This is a genomic window from Nitrospirota bacterium, from assembly GCA_040755395.1.
Lineage (GTDB): Bacteria > Nitrospirota > Nitrospiria > Nitrospirales > Nitrospiraceae > DATLZU01.
In genome coordinates this window covers 150,834-168,990 of sequence record JBFMAX010000001.1, presented here as the reverse complement: position 1 = coordinate 168,990, position 18,157 = coordinate 150,834, and the positions used below count along the sequence as shown (strand labels likewise).

Annotated in this window: 16 protein-coding genes, 1 tRNA gene, 1 other RNA gene and 1 pseudogene; 17 read left to right on the top strand and 2 right to left on the bottom strand. The window is 62.4% G+C overall.

Annotation, left to right across the window (positions count from 1 at the left end; translation table 11 throughout):
• Positions 1–143: 143 nt before the first annotated feature.
• From hisA to AB1555_00825, 8 genes are all read left to right on the top strand, one after another.
• The gene (gene hisA, locus AB1555_00860) at positions 144–878 is read left to right on the top strand and encodes a 1-(5-phosphoribosyl)-5-[(5-phosphoribosylamino)methylideneamino]imidazole-4-carboxamide isomerase (GenBank protein MEW6245242.1); all 735 of its coding nucleotides are present in this window, start codon (positions 144–146) and stop codon (positions 876–878) included.
• Between the two features lie 20 nt (positions 879–898).
• Positions 899–1,702, top strand: coding sequence for an imidazole glycerol phosphate synthase subunit HisF (hisF, locus tag AB1555_00855; GenBank protein MEW6245241.1), 804 nt, complete (start codon positions 899–901; stop codon positions 1,700–1,702).
• A 71-nt stretch (positions 1,703–1,773) separates the two neighbouring features.
• Entirely contained in the window at positions 1,774–2,439 is a 666-nt protein-coding gene (gene hisIE, locus AB1555_00850; protein ID MEW6245240.1) for a bifunctional phosphoribosyl-AMP cyclohydrolase/phosphoribosyl-ATP diphosphatase HisIE, read from the top strand.
• 10 nt (positions 2,440–2,449) lie between these two features.
• Positions 2,450–2,794, top strand: a complete 345-nt coding sequence (locus AB1555_00845; GenBank protein MEW6245239.1) for a histidine triad nucleotide-binding protein — start codon at positions 2,450–2,452, stop codon at positions 2,792–2,794.
• A gap of 135 nt (positions 2,795–2,929) precedes the next feature.
• Positions 2,930–4,750, top strand: coding sequence for a DNA primase (gene dnaG / locus AB1555_00840; protein ID MEW6245238.1), 1,821 nt, complete (start codon positions 2,930–2,932; stop codon positions 4,748–4,750).
• A 22-nt stretch (positions 4,751–4,772) separates the two neighbouring features.
• Positions 4,773–6,578 carry an RNA polymerase sigma factor RpoD gene (gene rpoD, locus AB1555_00835; protein MEW6245237.1) on the top strand — a complete coding sequence of 602 codons (1,806 nt, stop codon included), beginning with the start codon at positions 4,773–4,775 and terminating at the stop codon, positions 6,576–6,578.
• Between the two features lie 48 nt (positions 6,579–6,626).
• Positions 6,627–6,703, top strand: a tRNA-Ile gene (locus AB1555_00830).
• 70 nt (positions 6,704–6,773) lie between these two features.
• On the top strand, positions 6,774–7,547 hold the full coding sequence (locus AB1555_00825; protein MEW6245236.1) for a C4-type zinc ribbon domain-containing protein: 774 nt from the start codon (positions 6,774–6,776) through the stop codon (positions 7,545–7,547).
• Positions 7,548–7,551: 4 nt separating this feature from the next.
• On the opposite strand, the gene rnhC is transcribed toward AB1555_00825, so the two are convergent.
• Complete coding sequence (gene rnhC, locus AB1555_00820; GenBank protein MEW6245235.1) at positions 7,552–8,208, bottom strand: ribonuclease HIII; 657 nt, start codon at positions 8,206–8,208, stop codon at positions 7,552–7,554.
• A gap of 108 nt (positions 8,209–8,316) precedes the next feature.
• Here rnhC and AB1555_00815 point away from each other — a divergent pair, with 108 nt between their 5' ends.
• The 6 genes from AB1555_00815 to rnpB all read left to right on the top strand — a co-directional run bounded on the left by AB1555_00815 (position 8,317) and on the right by rnpB (position 14,144).
• Positions 8,317–9,189, top strand: a complete 873-nt coding sequence (locus AB1555_00815) for a M48 family metallopeptidase (GenBank protein MEW6245234.1) — start codon at positions 8,317–8,319, stop codon at positions 9,187–9,189.
• A 328-nt stretch (positions 9,190–9,517) separates the two neighbouring features.
• Entirely contained in the window at positions 9,518–10,693 is a 1,176-nt protein-coding gene (locus AB1555_00810; protein ID MEW6245233.1) for a trypsin-like peptidase domain-containing protein, read from the top strand.
• Positions 10,694–10,794: 101 nt separating this feature from the next.
• The gene (locus tag AB1555_00805) at positions 10,795–11,472 is read left to right on the top strand and encodes a hypothetical protein (protein MEW6245232.1); all 678 of its coding nucleotides are present in this window, start codon (positions 10,795–10,797) and stop codon (positions 11,470–11,472) included.
• Between the two features lie 709 nt (positions 11,473–12,181).
• Positions 12,182–12,790 (top strand): acyloxyacyl hydrolase, encoded by a 609-nt coding sequence (locus tag AB1555_00800; GenBank protein MEW6245231.1) that lies wholly within the window; start codon positions 12,182–12,184, stop codon positions 12,788–12,790.
• Positions 12,791–12,809: 19 nt separating this feature from the next.
• Positions 12,810–13,562 (top strand): hypothetical protein, encoded by a 753-nt coding sequence (locus AB1555_00795; GenBank protein ID MEW6245230.1) that lies wholly within the window; start codon positions 12,810–12,812, stop codon positions 13,560–13,562.
• A 147-nt stretch (positions 13,563–13,709) separates the two neighbouring features.
• An RNA gene (rnpB, locus tag AB1555_00790) (RNase P RNA component class A) lies at positions 13,710–14,144 on the top strand.
• Positions 14,145–14,165: 21 nt separating this feature from the next.
• Here the strand turns inward: rnpB and AB1555_00785 are convergent.
• Positions 14,166–14,387: pseudogene (locus AB1555_00785) on the bottom strand (glutaredoxin family protein).
• A gap of 269 nt (positions 14,388–14,656) precedes the next feature.
• Between AB1555_00785 and ilvB the strand changes: the two are divergent.
• The 3 genes from ilvB (at position 14,657) to ilvC (ending at position 18,151) form a co-directional block, all read left to right on the top strand.
• A complete protein-coding gene (ilvB, locus tag AB1555_00780; protein MEW6245229.1) occupies positions 14,657–16,432 on the top strand; it encodes a biosynthetic-type acetolactate synthase large subunit in 1,776 nt (591 codons plus the stop codon).
• Positions 16,433–16,513: 81 nt separating this feature from the next.
• Positions 16,514–17,032: an acetolactate synthase small subunit gene (gene ilvN, locus AB1555_00775; protein ID MEW6245228.1), complete on the top strand. Its 519-nt coding sequence runs from the start codon at positions 16,514–16,516 to the stop codon at positions 17,030–17,032.
• Positions 17,033–17,137: 105 nt separating this feature from the next.
• Entirely contained in the window at positions 17,138–18,151 is a 1,014-nt protein-coding gene (gene ilvC / locus AB1555_00770) for a ketol-acid reductoisomerase (GenBank protein MEW6245227.1), read from the top strand.
• Positions 18,152–18,157: the final 6 nt, after the last annotated feature.

Below are 18,157 nucleotides of genomic sequence, written 5' to 3'. Positions count from 1 at the left end.
GGGCAAGCGCAGCCACGAAGGAGGGAAGCATACTTGCAACAGTATGTTGACCGACTGAGTGACGAGCACGCCCGTCGGAACAGCGTATCCGCGTTTGCAGCAGAAGCGTTCATGAATAATGCGCGTTAGGCAAGTGATCGGCGATGCTGGTGATTCCGGCGATCGATCTGAAAGACGGGCGGTGCGTTCGTCTACGACAGGGAGACCTGGCCGCCGAGACCGTCTATTCGGACGACGTCTCGGGTGTGGCGTTGGGCTGGCAGCGGCTTGGCGCGGCGCTGATCCACGTGGTGGACCTCGACGGAGCGGTCGCGGGAGAGCCGAAGAACCTGGACCGGATCGACACGATCGTGAAATCGGTCTCGATCAAGGTGCAGGTAGGAGGGGGAATCCGGACGATCGAGACCGTTCGTCGCTATCTGCACGCCGGCGTGTCCCGGGTCGTGTTGGGGACGGCGGCCTTGCGGGACCGGGCCCTGCTGGAGCAGGCATGCCGGGAGTTTCCGCTTCGCATTGTGCTCGGATTGGACGCGCGTGACGGCAATGTGGCCGTGCGAGGCTGGACCAGCGTTTCGGACACCCGCGCGGTGGATTTGCTCAAGAACCTCGCCGGGTATCCCCTGAGCGCCGTGATTTACACGGACATTGCCAAAGACGGCATGCTGAGCGGACCGAACCTGGTGGCGTTGCAGGAAATCGTCGACGCATCCTCGGTCCCGGTCATCGCATCCGGAGGCATCGCGAGCGTGGAGGATGTGCTGGCGATCAAGGCGCTGGGACCCCGCGTGGAAGGCGTGATCGTGGGCAAGGCTCTCTACGACGGAAAGCTGGACCTCGCGGCGGCGATCGCCGCCGCAGGCCCCTTGCCCCGTGCCTGAAGCGAGCATAGCGAGTCACCATGCTGACCAAACGGATCATTCCCTGTCTGGATGTCAAGGACGGACGGGTGGTGAAGGGAGTCGGGTTCGTCAACCTGCGCGATGCCGGCGATCCGGTCGAAGTGGCGACGGCCTATGACCGGGAAGGCGCCGATGAGCTGTGTTTCCTCGACATCACGGCGTCGTACGAAAACCGCAAGACGATCCTGGACGTCGTGGAGCGAACTGCCGAGCGGGTCTTTATGCCCCTCACGGTCGGAGGCGGGGTCAAGGCCTTGGAGGACATCAGGGCGTTGCTGAAAGCCGGGGCGGACAAAGTCAGCATCAATACGGCGGCGGTTCAGAATCCGGAATTCGTGCGGCAGGCGGCCGAACGGTTCGGCACGCAGTGCACGGTGGTGGCCATCGACGCCAAGCGGCGCCGAAACGGCGAACCGTCCGGCGCGTCGCCGGAATGGGAGGTCTATACCCATGGCGGCCGGAAACCGACCGGCTTGTCGGCGATCGACTGGGCCCGCCGCGTGGAAAGTTACGGAGCCGGAGAGATCCTGTTGACCAGCATGGACCAGGACGGGACCCAAGCGGGGTACGATCTGGAGCTTGTGCGGGCGGTCGTCCAGGCCGTGTCCATTCCGGTGATCGCCTCCGGCGGCGCGGGCACGCTGGAGCATCTGTACGATGGACTGGCGGTCGGTCAGGCCGACGCGGTCCTGGCGGCGTCGATCTTCCATTACCGGACATACACGATTCCCCAGGCCAAGAAATATCTGCGCGAACGAGGCGTGGCGGTGCGGATGGTTCCGGTCGAAATGACGGCGGGGTGACTATAAAAGAAGATAGCGAACGGCGAATAGCCAACAGCGAATTGCCGGTAACGCATAGCAGGCAAACGGGGATGAACGACCAGAGTTCCATGGCCTTCGATGAGCAGGGGTTGATTCCCGCGGTGGTCCAGGACTGGCGGGATGGCACGGTCCTGATGTTGGGGTACATGAACCGCGAGGCGATCAGCAAGACGCTGGAAACCCGCTCCGTCCATTTTTGGAGCCGGTCCCGCAAGACGCTGTGGGAAAAGGGGGAGACCTCCGGCCATCGGCTCCTGGTCAAGGATCTCTTCGTCGATTGCGATCGGGATACCGTGTTGGTCAAGGCTGAGCCGGTCGGCCCGACATGCCATACCGGCGAGCGGTCCTGCTTTTTCAGCCGCGTGACCGACCAGGGGACGCCCGAAACGGAGAAAACGACCGAGGCCTTCGGCGGGATTCTGGAGCGGATTTATCAGACGATTCAGGACCGACGCGCGTCGCCGAAACCCGGCTCCTATGTCTCCACCTTGCTGGAAGGGGGAGTCGATCGAATCCTCAAAAAAGTCGCCGAGGAGGCGGGGGAAGTCCTGCTGGCCGCCAAAAACGGCAAGCGGGAGGACATCGTCTACGAAGTGGCCGATCTTCTGTTCCACACCCTGCTGGTTCTGGGCTATCACCGGATCACGCTTGACGAGATCTATCAGGAACTGGCCAAGCGTTACGGCAAGTCGGGGCTGCGCCCCGCCCGACCGTGAGGAGCCGCGCGTGAGCACCTGTATCTTTTGCCGGATCGTCGAAGGAAGCATTCCCGCGAAGCTGGTTCGTCAGGACGAACTTTCCCTGGCCTTCGAGGACATCAATCCCCAGGCGCCGACGCATATTCTTGTCATTCCCAAACGGCATATCCGGTCGGTGCAGGAGTTGGACGAGAAAGACGCCGGGTTGTTGGGCCATCTGATGCTCGCCTGCAAGGAGATCGCGAAAGAGCGGGGTTTGGCGGAGTCCGGCTACCGGGTCGTCACCAATGTCGGATCTCACGGCGGGCAGACGGTATTTCACCTTCATTTTCATTTGCTTGGCGGCCGACACATGACCTGGCCGCCGGGTTGAGGGCGGGTCCCCATCGCATTGACAGCGCGCTGGTTCGTTTGTTAGGGTGACCGGTCAATTTTTCCGGTCCGCCGGCCGATACCTGTCCGGGGTTCAGTCAGAGAGACCACTCAACCAGACGGAGTCTGTGCCGCTGTGGGGCAGGGCCTGATTGCTGACGAGATCATCAACCAGATCAGGGACCGGATCGATATTGTGGAGGTGGTCGGCCAGCACGTCGCCCTCTCCAAGGCCGGACAAAACTTCCGGGGGCTCTGCCCCTTCCATCACGAAAAAACGCCTTCCTTCAACGTCAGTCCGTCACGCCAGATTTTTCATTGCTTCGGTTGCAAGGTCGGCGGGAACGTCTTTTCGTTCCTGATGAAAATGACGGGCGCCAGCTTCCCCGAAGTCGTCCGCGAACTCGGCCAAAAAGTCGGGATTCAGGTGCCGGAGCTGACGGGCAAGGGACTGGATCCCAACGCGGCCAGTCGAGCGCTCCTGGAGAAAGTCAATCAGGCCGCCGCGGCATGGTTCCGGCGTAATCTGTCGGATGCGACGCTGGGCAAGGAGGCGCAGGCGTACCTGCTCGGGCGCGGCATTCAGCCGGAGATCAGTGAGCGGTTCGGGCTCGGCTTTGCCCCGCCGGAGTGGGACGCGCTGGTGAAAGCGTTGACCCGCGAGGGATTCAATCCCGCCGATCTGGCCGCGGCCGGGTTGGTCGCGGCTCGCAGGCAGATGTCGGGAAGCCCCGGCGCGGGTGGATACTACGATACGTTCCGCGCCCGCGTGATGTTTCCGATCCGCGATCAGCGGCGGCGCATCGTCGGATTCGGCGGTCGGGTGCTGGGGGAGGGGACGCCGAAATACTTGAACTCTCCGGACACGCCGCTCTTTAAGAAAGGCCAGACGCTGTTCGGGTTGGACCTGGCGCGCGACGCGGCCGGAAGGACCGGCAGCCTCATTATCGTCGAAGGCTACTTCGACGCGATCGCCCTGCATCAAGCCGGCATCGGCAACGTCGCCGCGACGCTCGGCACGGCGCTCACCGCCGACCATATCCAGAAGATCCGTCCGTTCGTCTCGAAAGTGGTGCTGTTGTTCGATCCGGATCAGGCCGGGGTCCGGGCTGCGTTGCGCTCGTTGGATCTGTTCGTGAACAGCGGGCTTGGAGTCCGGGTCGTGTCCTTGCCCGACGGCGAAGACCCGGATACCTTCGTCCGAACACGCGGAGCGGAGGCCTTTCTCTCGTTGCAGGAACAGGCGCCGAGCCTGCTCGATTTCGCCCTGGAACATTGCCTGAAGGGCGCGGAGTCGGGAACCATCGAAGACCGGATCAGAAGCGTGGACGACGTGCTCCGGGTGCTTCAAAAGAACACCCACCCGATCGAGAAGGAAGAACGCCTGCGCGTCGTGGCGGAACGTTTGGGGATCAGTCAGCAACGGCTGATCGAGCGGTATCCCGCCCTGCTGGCTCGGGAACCCAGGAAATGGAACAGGCGGGACGCTCAGCGACAGCCGTCGCCGGCGCGGCCCAAGATCAGTCCCGAGGAGCGCGATCTTGTACACTTTCTGTTGCAGGGACGGTTGTCTCCGGCCGACATCCGGCGACTGCGGACCGAGGCGTTTTCGGACTCAGCCTGCCGCCGGATCGTCGAAAGCGCGCTCAAGAACCTCGACCGGGACGGGCGGGTTCGGCTGCGGGAGGTGCTGGACGAGGTCGTCGGCGATGCCGAGTGCGGGCCGTTGGCCACCGAGCTGTCGCTGGCGGACCGGCCCTGCGACGATGTCGAGGGGTATATCCGGGACTGCCTGGCCGCCCTGGAACGCAAGCGATCCGAAACGATGCTTCGGGAGCTGATCGCCCAACTCAAAACGGCGGAGCGCGAAGGGCGGCTCGAGGACGTTCGAGTCTTGAACGCGCAGGTCAACGAATTGCGGATCAGAAAAGCCGGGGCCCAGCCGTCCGCCGTGTAATGTTGTCTGCGAAGGAGTCGTTATGCCGAAACAAGAACTGCTCGGCGAGGTGAAGAAGCTGATCTCGCTCGGGAAAGAGAAGGGCTTTCTGACGTACGACGAACTGAACAGCACCTTGCCGGCCGAAGTGGTCTCCTCCGAACAATTCGGGAATCTCATGACCATGTTCGGCGAGATGGACATCGAGATCGTCGATACGGCGGACGGCGAACGCTTCCAGAAGACGGGCGAACACGAAGAGACGGCCGAGGAAGTCGAAGAAAGCGAGGCGATCGAGGAAAGCGAAAAGGAGATCGACCTCTCGCCCGGCGCGCTCAGCCGCACGGACGATCCGGTCCGGCTCTATCTGAAAGAGATGGGCAGCGTCGCTCTGCTGAGCCGGGAAGGAGAAATCGAGATCGCCAAGCGCATCGAGGAAGGGAAGAAAGAAATCGCTTCGGTCGTGTACGGCATGCCGATGACGATCGAATTCGTCCTGTCGCTACGCGATCAGCTCAAGCACGGAAAGATCGACGTCCGGGAGATCGTTCCCGTCACGGAGGCCGAAGAGGAGTTCGAGGAAGAGGAGGTCGAACGCGATTACGAGGAGCTGAAGCGGAAGACGCTCGACGCCCTGAACGCGGTCCGCAAAGTCTCCTCCGCGCTCAAGAGCCTCTACGACAAGAGCCGGCATGCGGGCAACGATCCGGCCCGGCAGAAGAAGATCAAGAAACAGATCGAAGCGATCCGGCAGCAGGTCGTCGAGAAGATGGAATCGGTCAACCTGCACGCCGTCCTGAAGGACCGGATGGTCCAGCGGGTCCGCGAGTTGGCGCAACAGATCCGGGCGGCGGAGCGCGAGATCGCGCAGTGCCAGCGGAAGCTCGGCGTGTCGGGCGAAGCGGGACTCGAACTGCTCAGGAGGCTCGGGCGGGGCCGACGCGATCTGCTGGCCGTGAAGCGCAAAACCGGTCTGTCGGAGGAGACGCTTCAGGAACTGAAGAAGACGTTCCAGGCGGCCCGCGGCCGGATCCGGCAATTGGAAACCGAGGAGGCCCTCGTCTCGGCGGAAGAAATCAAGGACGCCGTGCGGCATCTGGACATCGCCGAGGAAAAGGTCAAGCGGGGCAAGGCGGAGCTGGTCGAAGCCAACCTGCGGCTGGTGGTCAGCATCGCCAAGAAATACACCAACCGGGGTCTGCAATTCCTCGATCTGATTCAAGAGGGCAACATCGGTCTGATGAAGGCGGTGGACAAGTTCGAGTACAAACGCGGCTACAAGTTCAGCACCTACGCGACCTGGTGGATCCGCCAGGCCATCACCCGCGCGATCGCGGACCAGGCGAGGACCATCCGCATCCCGGTGCACATGATCGAGACGATCAACAAGCTGATCCGGACATCCCGCCATCTGGTGCAGAAACTGGGGCGCGAACCGACCCCCGAGGAAATCGCCGAGCGGATGGACCTCCCCTTGGACAAGGTGCGGAAGATCCTGAAGATCGCCCGCGAGCCGATCTCGCTCGAGACGCCCATCGGCGAGGAGGAAGACAGCCATCTGGGCGACTTCATCGAGGACAAGAAAGCGATCTCCCCGCTCGAAGCGGCGATCCGTTACGATTTGCAGCGCCAGATCAACAGCGCCCTGGAGACGCTGACGCCCAGGGAGGAGAAGGTGCTGCGCAAGCGCTTCGGAATCGGCGAGGCGACGGACCATACCCTGGAGGAAGTTGGGCAGGACTTCGAAGTCACGCGGGAACGGATCAGGCAGATCGAGGCCAAAGCGCTCCGTAAGTTGCGCCATCCGAGCCGCAGCAAGAAATTGCGCAGCTTCGTCGAAAGCCTGTAAAATGCCGTGCATGGTGAAGGATCGGGCGCGTCGGCGCACGGCTGAGACGGGCCCATAGCTCAGGTGGTCAGAGCGGCTGACTCATAATCAGTTGGTCCTAGGTTCGAGTCCTAGTGGGCCCACCATTGCCGCCGGGTGGACGCCGGGCGACACGTCCGGGCGGCGCGTCACGGATAGCGGGAAACAAGGGCTCCATTGAATCCTCATCTCTCATCTCTCATCGAGCTCCAAACCCTGGATCTCCGGATCGCCGAGATCAAGGAACAGCGACGGAAAATCCCCGAGCGGCTGGCCGCCGCGGAAGCTCCCCTCCGAGAAGCCGCCCGGCTCCTCAAAGAAGCCGCCGATTCGGTCGAGACGTACGTCAAGGAACGCCGCGCGCGCGAGCGGGACCTGGAAGCCCACGAGGCGCAGACGGAGAAGTTGAAAGCCCGCATGAGCGAACTCAAAACCAACAAGGAATACCAGGCGTATCTCTTCGAGATCGAGATGGCGAACAAGAAGAAAGGCGAGATCGAGGAGCAGATCCTGATCCTGATGGAGAAGGTCGAGCAGATGCAGCGGACCGCCAAGGACGCACAGGCGAAGGTGACGGAGGCGGAGCGCGCCTTCGGTCTGGAGAAAAAAACGCTCGAGGATCTGGACGCGAAACTGGAAGCGGAGCTGTCGGAGTTGGACCGCAAGCAGCGGGAGCTCGCCGCTGGAATCGACAAGGGACTCTTCGACCGCTACACCAAACTCAAGGCTACGCGCAAAGACCTGGCGCTGGCGCCGGTGCGGGACGGGATCTGCCAAGGATGCCGGCTGCAGGTGCCGCCCCAGCTCGTCGCCGAGGTCAAACGGTCCGACGAGCTGCAGACCTGCCCCTATTGCCACCGGATGCTGTACTGGGACGGCGGGCCGGTGGAAGACGTGAAAATCGGCCCGAGCGCGGAAAAGGCCGACGACGAGGTGGGCGAGACGGTCTAGCGCGCTAACCCGCCAGCACCGCTTGGGTGGTTTTGAAATGCAGCTTGGCCACCGCACCGAGCCGTTCCTGCCCGTGCTTCTTCACGATCATCCTGGCCGCCAGCTCCACCGCCGGTGACGCGCCTTTGGGCAGCGTCGTCCCCACCTCGTCGGACAGGCGTTTCAAGCGAAGCAGAAACTCGGCGCGCGCGACGATGGACGCGGCCGCCACGGCCAGGTCCGATTCGGCCTTGGGGCGTTGTTCGAGGCGGATCCGCTTGCCCTTCTCCTGCAACGCGTTGAGGATCAGCCGCTCGTCCCCGAATTGATCCGCGATCGCCAAGTCGCAATCGACCCGCTCCAGCAGGTTCTCCAGCGCCCGGGCATGCCCCCAGGCCAGCAGCCGGTTCAGGTTTTTGATCTTCCGATACAGTTCGTTGTAGCGCTGCGGCCCGATGGCCACCACGCTGTGCGGGCAGATGGTGCGGATGTCCGGGGCCAGCTCGAGAATCCGGCCGTCCGAAATTTTCTTGCTGTCCCGGACCTGCATCAGGCGAAGCTCGGATTCGGTCGTCGCATCGACAAACACCGCGGCGACGACCAGCGGGCCGAAATAATCGCCTTTGCCGGATTCGTCGATGCCGATGCGGGTGACGCTCGAATGGGCGGGCGAGGGGGTCAACGGGAATGGCTCCACGTGGACATGGCTGCGGCGGGGCGCTAATCTAACAGACCTCGGTTGAGCGGTCAATTTCGAATCGGGCGAGAATCTGTGTTGGGAGGACTGACAATGGAAGCAGCGGGCTGGATCAGTCGGTGCATGGGCGCGGCGGTGGTCCTGGCGGCGGCGTTGCTGAGCGTCGCGGGCTGCGAAACCAATCCTTACACCGGACGATCCCAGTTGCTGATGATGCCGGTGTCGGAGGAGTTGCAACTGGGCGCCCAGGCCTATGCGCAGGTGAAGAACGACCCGAAGGTGAAAATCTCCCAGGACCCCCGCGAGGTCGAGCCGGTGAAGCGCGTGGCGCAGCGGGTCATCGAGGCGGCCAAGCAATCCAAGTACGCGGAGATGGCCAAACAATTCCAGTGGGAAGTCACGGTCATCAAGGACGACAAGACGATGAACGCCTTCGCGCTCCCCGGGGGCAAGATCGCGGTATACACCGGCATTTTCCCTGTGGCGAAAAACGAAGCCGGGCTGGCGGCCGTCATGGGGCATGAAGTCGTGCACGCGCTGGCGCGCCACGGCGCCGAGCGCATGAGCCAGAACATCGTCGCGCAGGTCGGATTGCAGGCGGCCAATATCGCGTTAGGCGCGAGCGGGAGCAGTCCGCTCCTCTCGCAAGGCGCGATGGCGGCGCTCGGCGCCGGGGTGCAAGTGGGCGTGCTGCTTCCGTTCAGCCGGGCGCACGAATCCGAGGCCGACTACATCGGGCTGCTGCTCGCTGCGCAGGCCGGCTACGACCCGCGCGAAGCCCCGCGCCTGTGGGAGCGCATGGAACAGCTTTCCGGAGGAAAATCGCCGTCGGAATTCCTCTCGACGCATCCCGGCCACGGCACCCGCATCCGGCAACTCCAGCAATGGATGCCCGAAGCCCTAGCGCTCTACCCGCCGGGCGGCCTCGGCCTCGGCGCCGAGCTGCCGCCGATCAGCGGGCGGTAGGAATCCAGGAATGCCGGGCTCTGCTGAAGGGCTCCGTAGGGCTATCCGTCTGGGGCACGCAGCAGTGGATCGCCATCCGCCAGTCGCTGGGGTCGGATAAAAGGGGTCGGGAGTCTTATTTGAAAGAGATAAAAGGGGTCGGGAGTCTTTTGGTGACAGGATCATCCTCGCTTCGGCATACGTCCCGCCCAAGGTTGGCGAACGGCGGCTCCCGAGTCCTGCTGTCTGCCTGTGCTTGTGGACAAGCGGAACACGGAGTCAGGTAGAATACGAGCGACCCCGTGGCTGTGTGCGCTGTTGTTCGGGGGGCGTCACGGATGAGCCTGCCATGCCAATCCCTGCCCGGGAGCGACGCGCCGTGATTCGCGGCCGTTGCGCGGTCCTCGTCGTTGCGGCCCTGTCCATCCCGGTGGCCGGTTGTGCCACGTCGCCCACAGAGCCGTCCGAGTCCGTATCCACCCCGACGGCGCACCAGCAGCCGGATACCCTCAGTCAGTCGCCCACAGCGCTGTTCGAGGCCGTGTCCGCGAGTATCGTGGTGGTGTATGGCAAGGACGGCGAGGGCATGCGCCGGAGCCTCGGCAGCGGCGTGGTGATCGCACGCGGCGAGGTCGCCACCAACTGCCATGTCATCGAGCATGCCGCGACGCTGTCGGTCACGCACCGCAATCGGGACTATCCGGCCACGCTCAAGGACGCCGACTACGAGCGCGACGTGTGCAGCCTGACCGTGACGGGGTTCGATGCACCTGTGGTCGAGCGGGGTGAGACGCAGTCGCTCAAGATTGGGCAGAAGGTCTTTGCCATCGGTGCCCCGTACGGGCTGGAACTCACGTTGTCCGAAGGCCTCATCTCGGGCTTGCGCGACGTGCCGGACGGGCGCGTGTTGCAAATCAGTGCGCCGATCTCGCCGGGTTCCAGTGGCGGCGGGCTCTTTGGTGAGCGAGGCCGGCTGATCGGGCTGCCGACCTTCTCCCTCAGCGGCGGACAACAGGTGAATTTCGCCGTGCCGGTCGAGTGGGTCACCGCGCTCTCACAACGGAGCACGACGACGAAGCCGGCCGCCCAGCGCGTGGTCGGGTGGCTCATGACAACTCTTGTGCTCGAGCGCAAGAAAGACTGGCCGGGCCTGCTGGAACATGCGCAGGCCTGGGCGCAAGCGCAACCACAGGAGACGATGGCGTGGACGTATCTGGGCGTCGCCTGTGATCAAACCAAAGAGTTTACCAAGGCGATCGAGGCCTTTCAGCAGGCGCTGCGCATCAAGCCGGATTTTGGCAAAGAAAGGGAACAAAGGGATCGGGCGTCTTATTTGGATCATCGCGGAACAAGGACAAGGGGTTGGAGTCATTTCGTTACGCATGACATGACGGGCGAGAGTACCAGCGGCCGCGCGGGGACGACAGAAACCGGATGCGCTTCTACGGGAATCGCAGGCCTCCTGTCAAGAATCGACTCCCGACCCCTTTGCGTGTGTCTGTGCTTTCATCAGGGCGCGGTGTAACGTCGGCGCAGAGTGTAGCGTCCGTTCGGTACCCCGGTTCAAGCGGCGTTGGCCGCACAACGCATGTCATGATCTGCCGGTTCTGCCAAACTGAGCAGCGTTTGATCAAGGCGCACATCATTCCGGCCGGCTTTTTCCGGAGTATCGGCCATCGTTCTGAGGCGCTGCAGATATACACCAACAAGCACGGAGCGCGTCCGAAGCGTGTACCAGTCGGCGTGTACGACAAGTCGATTCTCTGCCGTCCATGCGACAACATGTATTCCCCCTGGGACAAGCACGCGCAAGAGGTGCTCCTCCGAGACTCTCTGCACCACGAAGCTATCTACGACGGGCGTGCGGTGGTCGGGTGGAGAATTAGAACTTTCGAGTACCCCCAAATGAAGCTTTTCTTTCTATCGTTGCTGTGGCGGGCTTCCGTGTCCAAGCAAGATTTCTACCGGCGCGTTGCAACGGGACCTTTCGAGGAAGAGCTTCGCACCATGATTGCAGCCCAAGACCCGGGGGAGCCTACAAGGTTTGCTGTGGTACTTGCTAAATTCGATGCGCCGGGCTACACAGCCATGCTGGATCCGCACCCGGATCGCTATGATGGCGTCAACTATGTTCGGTTCTACTTGGCGGGCTTTGTCGCCTACATTAAGGTCGATCGTCGGCCCCCGACAGAGCCGTTGGCGAGTTTTATTTTGCAGCCTGACACGCCCATCACTGTCGTGCGACGATGTGCCTGGAAGGGCAAGGATGGTGTTGTGATGAGAGAGCTTGCACGCTCCTCGTAGGTTGCATCCCAATTCCTGTAGAAATTGGCTGCTCCCCGCATGTGACGTGAACCATGCCCTCCGCATTTGGCTTTTATGCGGCGATCGACCGTCGGCCCCACATCCACCCCTCTTCGGCGGCTGCTGGTGTCTCCGCGGCGGCAGGGCGCGCCGCGCGCGTCACCCATCGAGGCGTTGTATCCGAAGTTGCTCCGTGAGCCATAGGCCTGTGAACAGGTGTGACTATACAGGACCCTGCGCGTTGAAGGAAATCGGTGATCGCTCATGAACGCTACCTTGGGCAACGCTTCACTCAGTAGCCTACCTCCCTGATCGCTGACCGCCCTCACCCCTGTCAGAGCTGTATATATGGAAAGGAATCGTCCCTCCTGAAGCTCCGGTCACGGTGGGAGTAGGGCTTCCATTTGCCGCGCTTCTCTCAACCGGTGTGTACGCGCTCCGTTTCCTCCGTCTTGCGGCGTCACCTCACGGCTCGCCGCTAAGGCGGCGCGGTCTTTTCCGTGCCAATGAGGGGATCCAGGAAAGGCGCCAGATCGGGGGCAGCGTTAGACTGGGGACCGCGCTACGCGCTCGGGCCGTGATCGGCTCCCCCTGCGTGGTTTCCCTTCCTGGACAACGCGCAAACTTCTGCTAGCTTTGTGTAGACACTCGCGTCGGCGGTTCAGGCGCATGCTTCTTCAACCGGTAGGATGACGAACAGCCATCTCGCATGACGGCACGGGTTCTTGTTCTGGTCATGATTCTGGCGAGCGGTTTCGTGAGTTCAGCCGTCAACAGCCAGGCCGAGGAGATCAAGCCGCATTACCCCGCCGGCACGCAAGAGATCGGGTTGACCGCCGGCTATTTGCTTCCGCACCGACTGACGAAAAAGCATGTGACCAAACAGGAAGGCCCGGCGCTGATGCCGTCGTGGGGGATGGTGCTGCATGAGCCGGTCGGGGACGGCTGGTATCGGGGTCAGACCACGGTCGGCGCCGAGGTGGTCTACATCGAGTTTCGCGAACCGGTTCTCACGCACGGCGTCGGGTTCACGCCCAAGATCAAATACACGTTCGTCGCGCTCAATCGCCTGCGGCCTTATGTCGAATTCGCCGGCGGTCCGTTCTGGACCGACTTGGGCGGACGCATCCCCGAGGAGTCGTCCCGATTCAACTTCATCGTCACGGCAGGGCTCGGCGTCTCGTGGTTCCTGACGAATCAAGCTGCGCTCAATGTCGGGTATCGCTTCCATCACATTTCCAATGCCGGCACGCGCATGCCGAACCTCGGCATCAACTCCAGTTTGCCGTTCGCGGGCTTTTCGTTTTTTTTCTTTTAGCAAGGAGGGCGCCTTGGGCATGAGCCTACAGCCGGCATCTCGACGTGATCGAACGCGTCTGGGGCCCTCGGCGGCGGTCGTCACCGCTTGCGCGGCCCTGGCGGTCTTTTGCGGCGGGTGCGCGCGATGGACGCAGTTGGCAGAGACTGCTCCGCCCGCTGCGCCGACCACGATCGCCGTCATTCCGGCCGAAGCGCGAGTCCCGGCTGTGCTGCACATCACCGCCGTCGAGCAGAACGGGGCGCCGCTCAATCCGAACGCCGACCTGGACCGCCGCCTGGTGAGCGCCCTGTACGACACCGGCGTCTTTTCGCAGCTCCTCTTTCCGGCCCACGCCCAGCCGCCGCTGGGTGATCGAAAGCACGTGGTCGCTCGCCTTTCGATGCGCCAGACCGTGGATTCCCATGCCGGGCAAGCGGCCTTCAAGGGGTTCCTCATCGGCGCGTCGATGTTCTTGGCCACCCCGCTCCTTCCCCTGGAATACGACTATGAAGCGCAGATGACGTTGGACCTGCAACGGTGGGACGGGCAGATCAGGCAGTATCAGGCGGCATCCAAGGGCACGGCCTATTATCACTTGTTCGGCGCCACTCCCTTGGCCGTTGAAGAACTGCAAGGACAAGTCACCGAGCGTTGTTTGCTCTCGCTGAAGGATCAACTCCTGAAGGACGCAGAGTTTTACCGCGCCGACGTGCCTCCTTTGCGATCCGGCCCGGTGAACCTCAGCGCTGTTGACGCTCCGGCCGCCGCGGCTCATCAGCCGGCCGAGTAGATCGGTCTCTTCTGCCGCCCTTTTATCAAGGCCTTGGGCCATCCGGTTCCATCTCCTTCAGCGATCCGGCGAAGTCATCGCCGTTTCACTTCGCGTCACGATGCTTGCAACGATCACGACCCGATGACTATACTGACCCTGCGCGTTGGAGGAGATCGGGTGATCGCTCATCGGGGTTTCCCCGGTGGGAGGAAAGTCCGGACTCCGAGGGCGGGGCGCTGGGTAATTCCCAGGCGGAGCGATCCGACACCGGCACCACAGAGAACAGACCGCCGATGGCCGGGGCGACATGGACCCCATATCGGTCGCCTTCGGATCAGGCAAGGGTGAAACGGCGGGGTAAGAGCCCACCGCGTTTGTGGCGACACAAACGGCACGGTAAGCGTCGCCCGGAGCAAGACCAAATAGGAGGACGACCGGAGCGGTCGGCGTGTCGACCGGATTCGGAAAGGCCGGCCCGGCCGAGGTCCTCGGGTAGGTCGCTTGAGGCCCGGAGCGATCCGGGTCCCAGAGAAATGATCACCGCCGTGTGAGAGCTTCTCTCAGGCGGTACAGAATCCGGCTTATAGGTCTCCTCCAGCGCGCCCTTTGAATCGCCCGCCGCAGGTCCCGTTCCGTCATCTTGCCCGACAGGCTCTCCACCTGATCGATCAACACGACCGGAATACGGTTCCCGTATCGGGTGGCCAGGTGCGGGGCGGTGTCGATATCCACCTTGGTCAGGTCAAACGCCAACTCCCGCTGGAGTCGTTGCGCCATCCGGTCAACGACCCGGCACAAGTGACAGTCTTGCCTCGAGAGGACCGTGACGTGGATCGCCGGCATCGCGCGTATCTGTCTGAATCGAACCTTGCCTGACCGGCAGGTCGGGGATCGGAGCCTAGCACGAAGCGGTAGAGACTGTCATCGAGCCGTTTTTCTCCGGCTCGCCGTCATTCCTATTGACGCCGCCGGTGGGCGATGGTACCATCGCCCATCTTAGTCATTGATTTTTCAGTAAGATCGGAGAGATTGCCGGGCGTCATCTCTCGCTACGCGCCGGCGGGTGCCCTGTTTGTCTCAGGTCTGAGGCGGTGGGGAGCAAGGGGGGAGTTATGAAGCTCACCGGTGCAGAGATCTTTGTCGAATGCCTCCGCCGCGAAGGGGTCAAGACCATCTTCGCGTTGCCGGGCGGGGTCGTCTTGAAGATCTTCGATATCCTGCATCAGCAAAAGGACGTTCAGGTCATCCTGACCAGGCATGAGCAGGGCGCCGGACACATGGCCGAAGGCTATGCCAAGGCCACCGGCAAGGCCGGAGTCGCGCTCGTCACGTCCGGGCCGGGCATGACCAACGTGATCACCGCCCTGGCCGACGCCTATATGGACTCCGTGCCGCTGGTCTGCTTCAGCGGACAGGTGCCGACCAGCCTGATCGGAAACGACGCGTTTCAGGAAGCGGACAACGTCGGGCTCAGCCGGCCCTGCACCAAGTACAACTTCCTGGTGAAGGATGTGAACGACCTGGCGGTCACGATCAAGGAAGCCTTCTATCTCGCCACCACCGGACGGCCGGGCCCGGTCTTGGTCGACATTCCGAAGGATGTGTCGATGAACAAGGCCGACTTCCATTACCCGAACTCGGTGTCGATCCGAGGTTACAACCCGACGTACGACGGGAACAAGTGGCAGATCAAGCAGGCGGCTGAAGCGATCATGAAGGCCAAGAAGCCGGTCCTGTACGTCGGCGGCGGGGTGATTTTCTCCGGCGCGTCGAAGGAATTGTTGGAGTTGGCCGAACTGACCCAGATCCCGGTCGATATGACCCTGATGGCTCTGGGCGCGTTTCCCGGCGAGCATCCCCTCTGTCTGGGCATGATGGGGATGCACGGCACCTATTGGGCCAACATGGCGGTTCATTATTCCGATCTGGTGATCGCGGTCGGCGCGCGCTTTGACGACCGGGTGACCGGAAAAGTCTCGGAGTTCTGTCCCTATGCCAAGATCATTCACATCGATATCGATCCCACCTCGATCCGGAAGAACATTCATGTCGACATCCCGATCGTGGGCGATTGCCAACGGGTGTTGCGGGAGCTGATTCAGATCCTGCGGGCGACGGTGAACGGGGATCAGAAAGAGCTTCGGAAACCGTGGTGGGATCAAATACACGAATGGCAGAAGGCCCACCCTCTGACCTACGAACAGGATCCGCAGGGGCCCATCAAGCCGCAGCATGTGATCAAACGGCTCTACGAGTTGACCAAGGATCGCGATCCGATCGTGTCGACTGATGTGGGCCAGCATCAGATGTGGACGGCGCAATATTTCAAACTGGCCAAGCCGAACCGGTGGCTGACCTCGGGGGGACTGGGCACGATGGGGTTCGGGTTCCCCGCCGCGTTGGGCGCCCAGGCGGCCTTTCCCGACCGGCTGGTTCTGTGCATCGCCGGCGACGGCAGCGTGCAGATGAATATGCAGGAGATGGCGACGGCCGTCGTCAACAAGCTGCCGGTGAAGCTGGTCGTCATTAACAACCGGTTCCACGGGATGGTGCGCCAGTGGCAGGACCTGTTCTATGAAGGGCGATACGCGTCGAGCTACCTGGACGTGGTGCCGGACTTCGTCAAGTTGGCGGAAGCCTATGGGGCGGTCGGCCTGCGGGCGGAGAAGGTCGCGGACTTGGACGGCGTGCTCAAGGAAGCCCTTGCCGTGAACGGGCCGGTGGTCGTCGATGTGCCGGTGGACCCGTACGAAAACTGCTATCCGATGATTCCGGCCGGCGGCTGCAACCATGAAATGATCCTGGCCGATCCGCCGGAGCTGAAGAAGAAGCAAGCGGCGCCGTCGCCGGTGACGCCGGAAGATAAAGATACGGTGCTGACTGCGTGATCAAGCGAGCAGCGAATAGCGAATAGCCGGGAGCTCCGAGCTATCGGCTATTCGCTGCTCGCTGTTCGCCATTCGCTCAAGATGGAACACATCATCTCCGTTACGGTGGAAAACAAGTTCGGCGTGCTCTCTCGCGTGGCCGGGCTGTTCAGCGGACGAGGCTTCAACATCGAGAGCCTGTCGGTGGCGCCGACTCTCGACCCGTCGATGTCGATGATGACGATCGTCACCTCGGGCGACGACCGGATCATCGAGCAGATCGTCAAGCAGCTCAACAAGCTCATCGACGTCATCAAGGTGGTGGACCTCAACGAGAGCGAGTTCGTGTCGCGTGAAACGGCGCTCATCAAGGTCCATACCAGGGCCGAGGACCGTGCCGAGGCCCTGCGGATCGCCGACATCTTCCGCGCCAACGTCATCGATTCCACGCCGACGACCTACACGATCGAAGTGACGGGCGATCCCAAGAAGATCGAAGCGATCATCAACCTGCTCCAGCCGCTCGGCATCAAGGAACTGATCAGGACCGGGCGAGTCGCCATCGCCCGAGAACCCATCAGGCCGGCCGCCGCTCAGCCGAAACGGGTTGCAAAGGAATGAAGCCACGTGATCCGTGATGCGTGATCGGTTCCGGAGGATCGGACCGTAGTCTCGCCACCCATCACGGATTACGCATCACGTTTCACGGATTACGAGGAGTGAAAGATGAAGATCTATTACGACAAGGATGCCGATCTGCAGCAGATTCGCAGCAAGAGAGTCGCCGTGGTCGGGTATGGCAGCCAGGGTCATGCGCACGCCCTCAACCTGAAGGAGAGCGGCGTCCAGGTTGTCGTCGGATTGCGGGAAGGGAACTCCTGGAAGAAGGCGGAGGCGAGCGGGCTCAAGGTGATGCCCGTCGCCGACTCCGTCAAGACGGCCGATGTCGTGATGATCCTGGCGCCGGACGAGGCCCAGCCGGCCATCTACCAGCAGGAGATCGCGCCCAACCTGAAAGCGGGGGCATACTTGGCGTTCGGTCATGGGTTCAACATCCACTTCGGCCAGATCGTGCCGCCTGCGGACACCAATGTCTTCATGGTCGCGCCCAAGGGGCCGGGGCATCTGGTGCGGTCGGAGTACACCAAAGGGAGCGGCGTGCCGATGTTGCTCGCGATTCACCAGGACCCCGGCGGCAATACGAGGCAAGTGGGGCTGGCTTATGCGAGCGCGATCGGCGGCGGGCGGGCCGGCGTGATCGAGACCACCTTTCGGGAAGAAACGGAGACCGATCTCTTCGGGGAACAGGTCGTCCTGTGCGGCGGGCTCACCTCGCTGATTCAGGCCGGATTTGAAACGCTGGTGGAAGCCGGTTACTCGCCGGAGATGGCCTATTTCGAATGTCTGCACGAGGTCAAATTGATCGTGGATCTCATTTACGAGGGCGGCATCGCCAACATGCGCTACTCGATCAGCACCACCGCGAAGTACGGCGACGTTACGCGAGGGCCGCGCATCGTCACAGACGAGACCAAGAAAGAGATGCGGAGGATTCTGTCGGAGATTCAGAGCGGCCTGTTCGCAAAAGAGTGGGTGTTGGAGAACCAGGCCAACCGTCCCGTCTACAACGCGTTGCTGGCCAAGGGTGAAGCGCATCCGATCGAAGAGGTCGGCGCCCGGCTGCGCGCGATGATGCCCTGGCTGAAAAAGGACAAGCTGGTCGACAAATCGAAGAATTGATTGCGC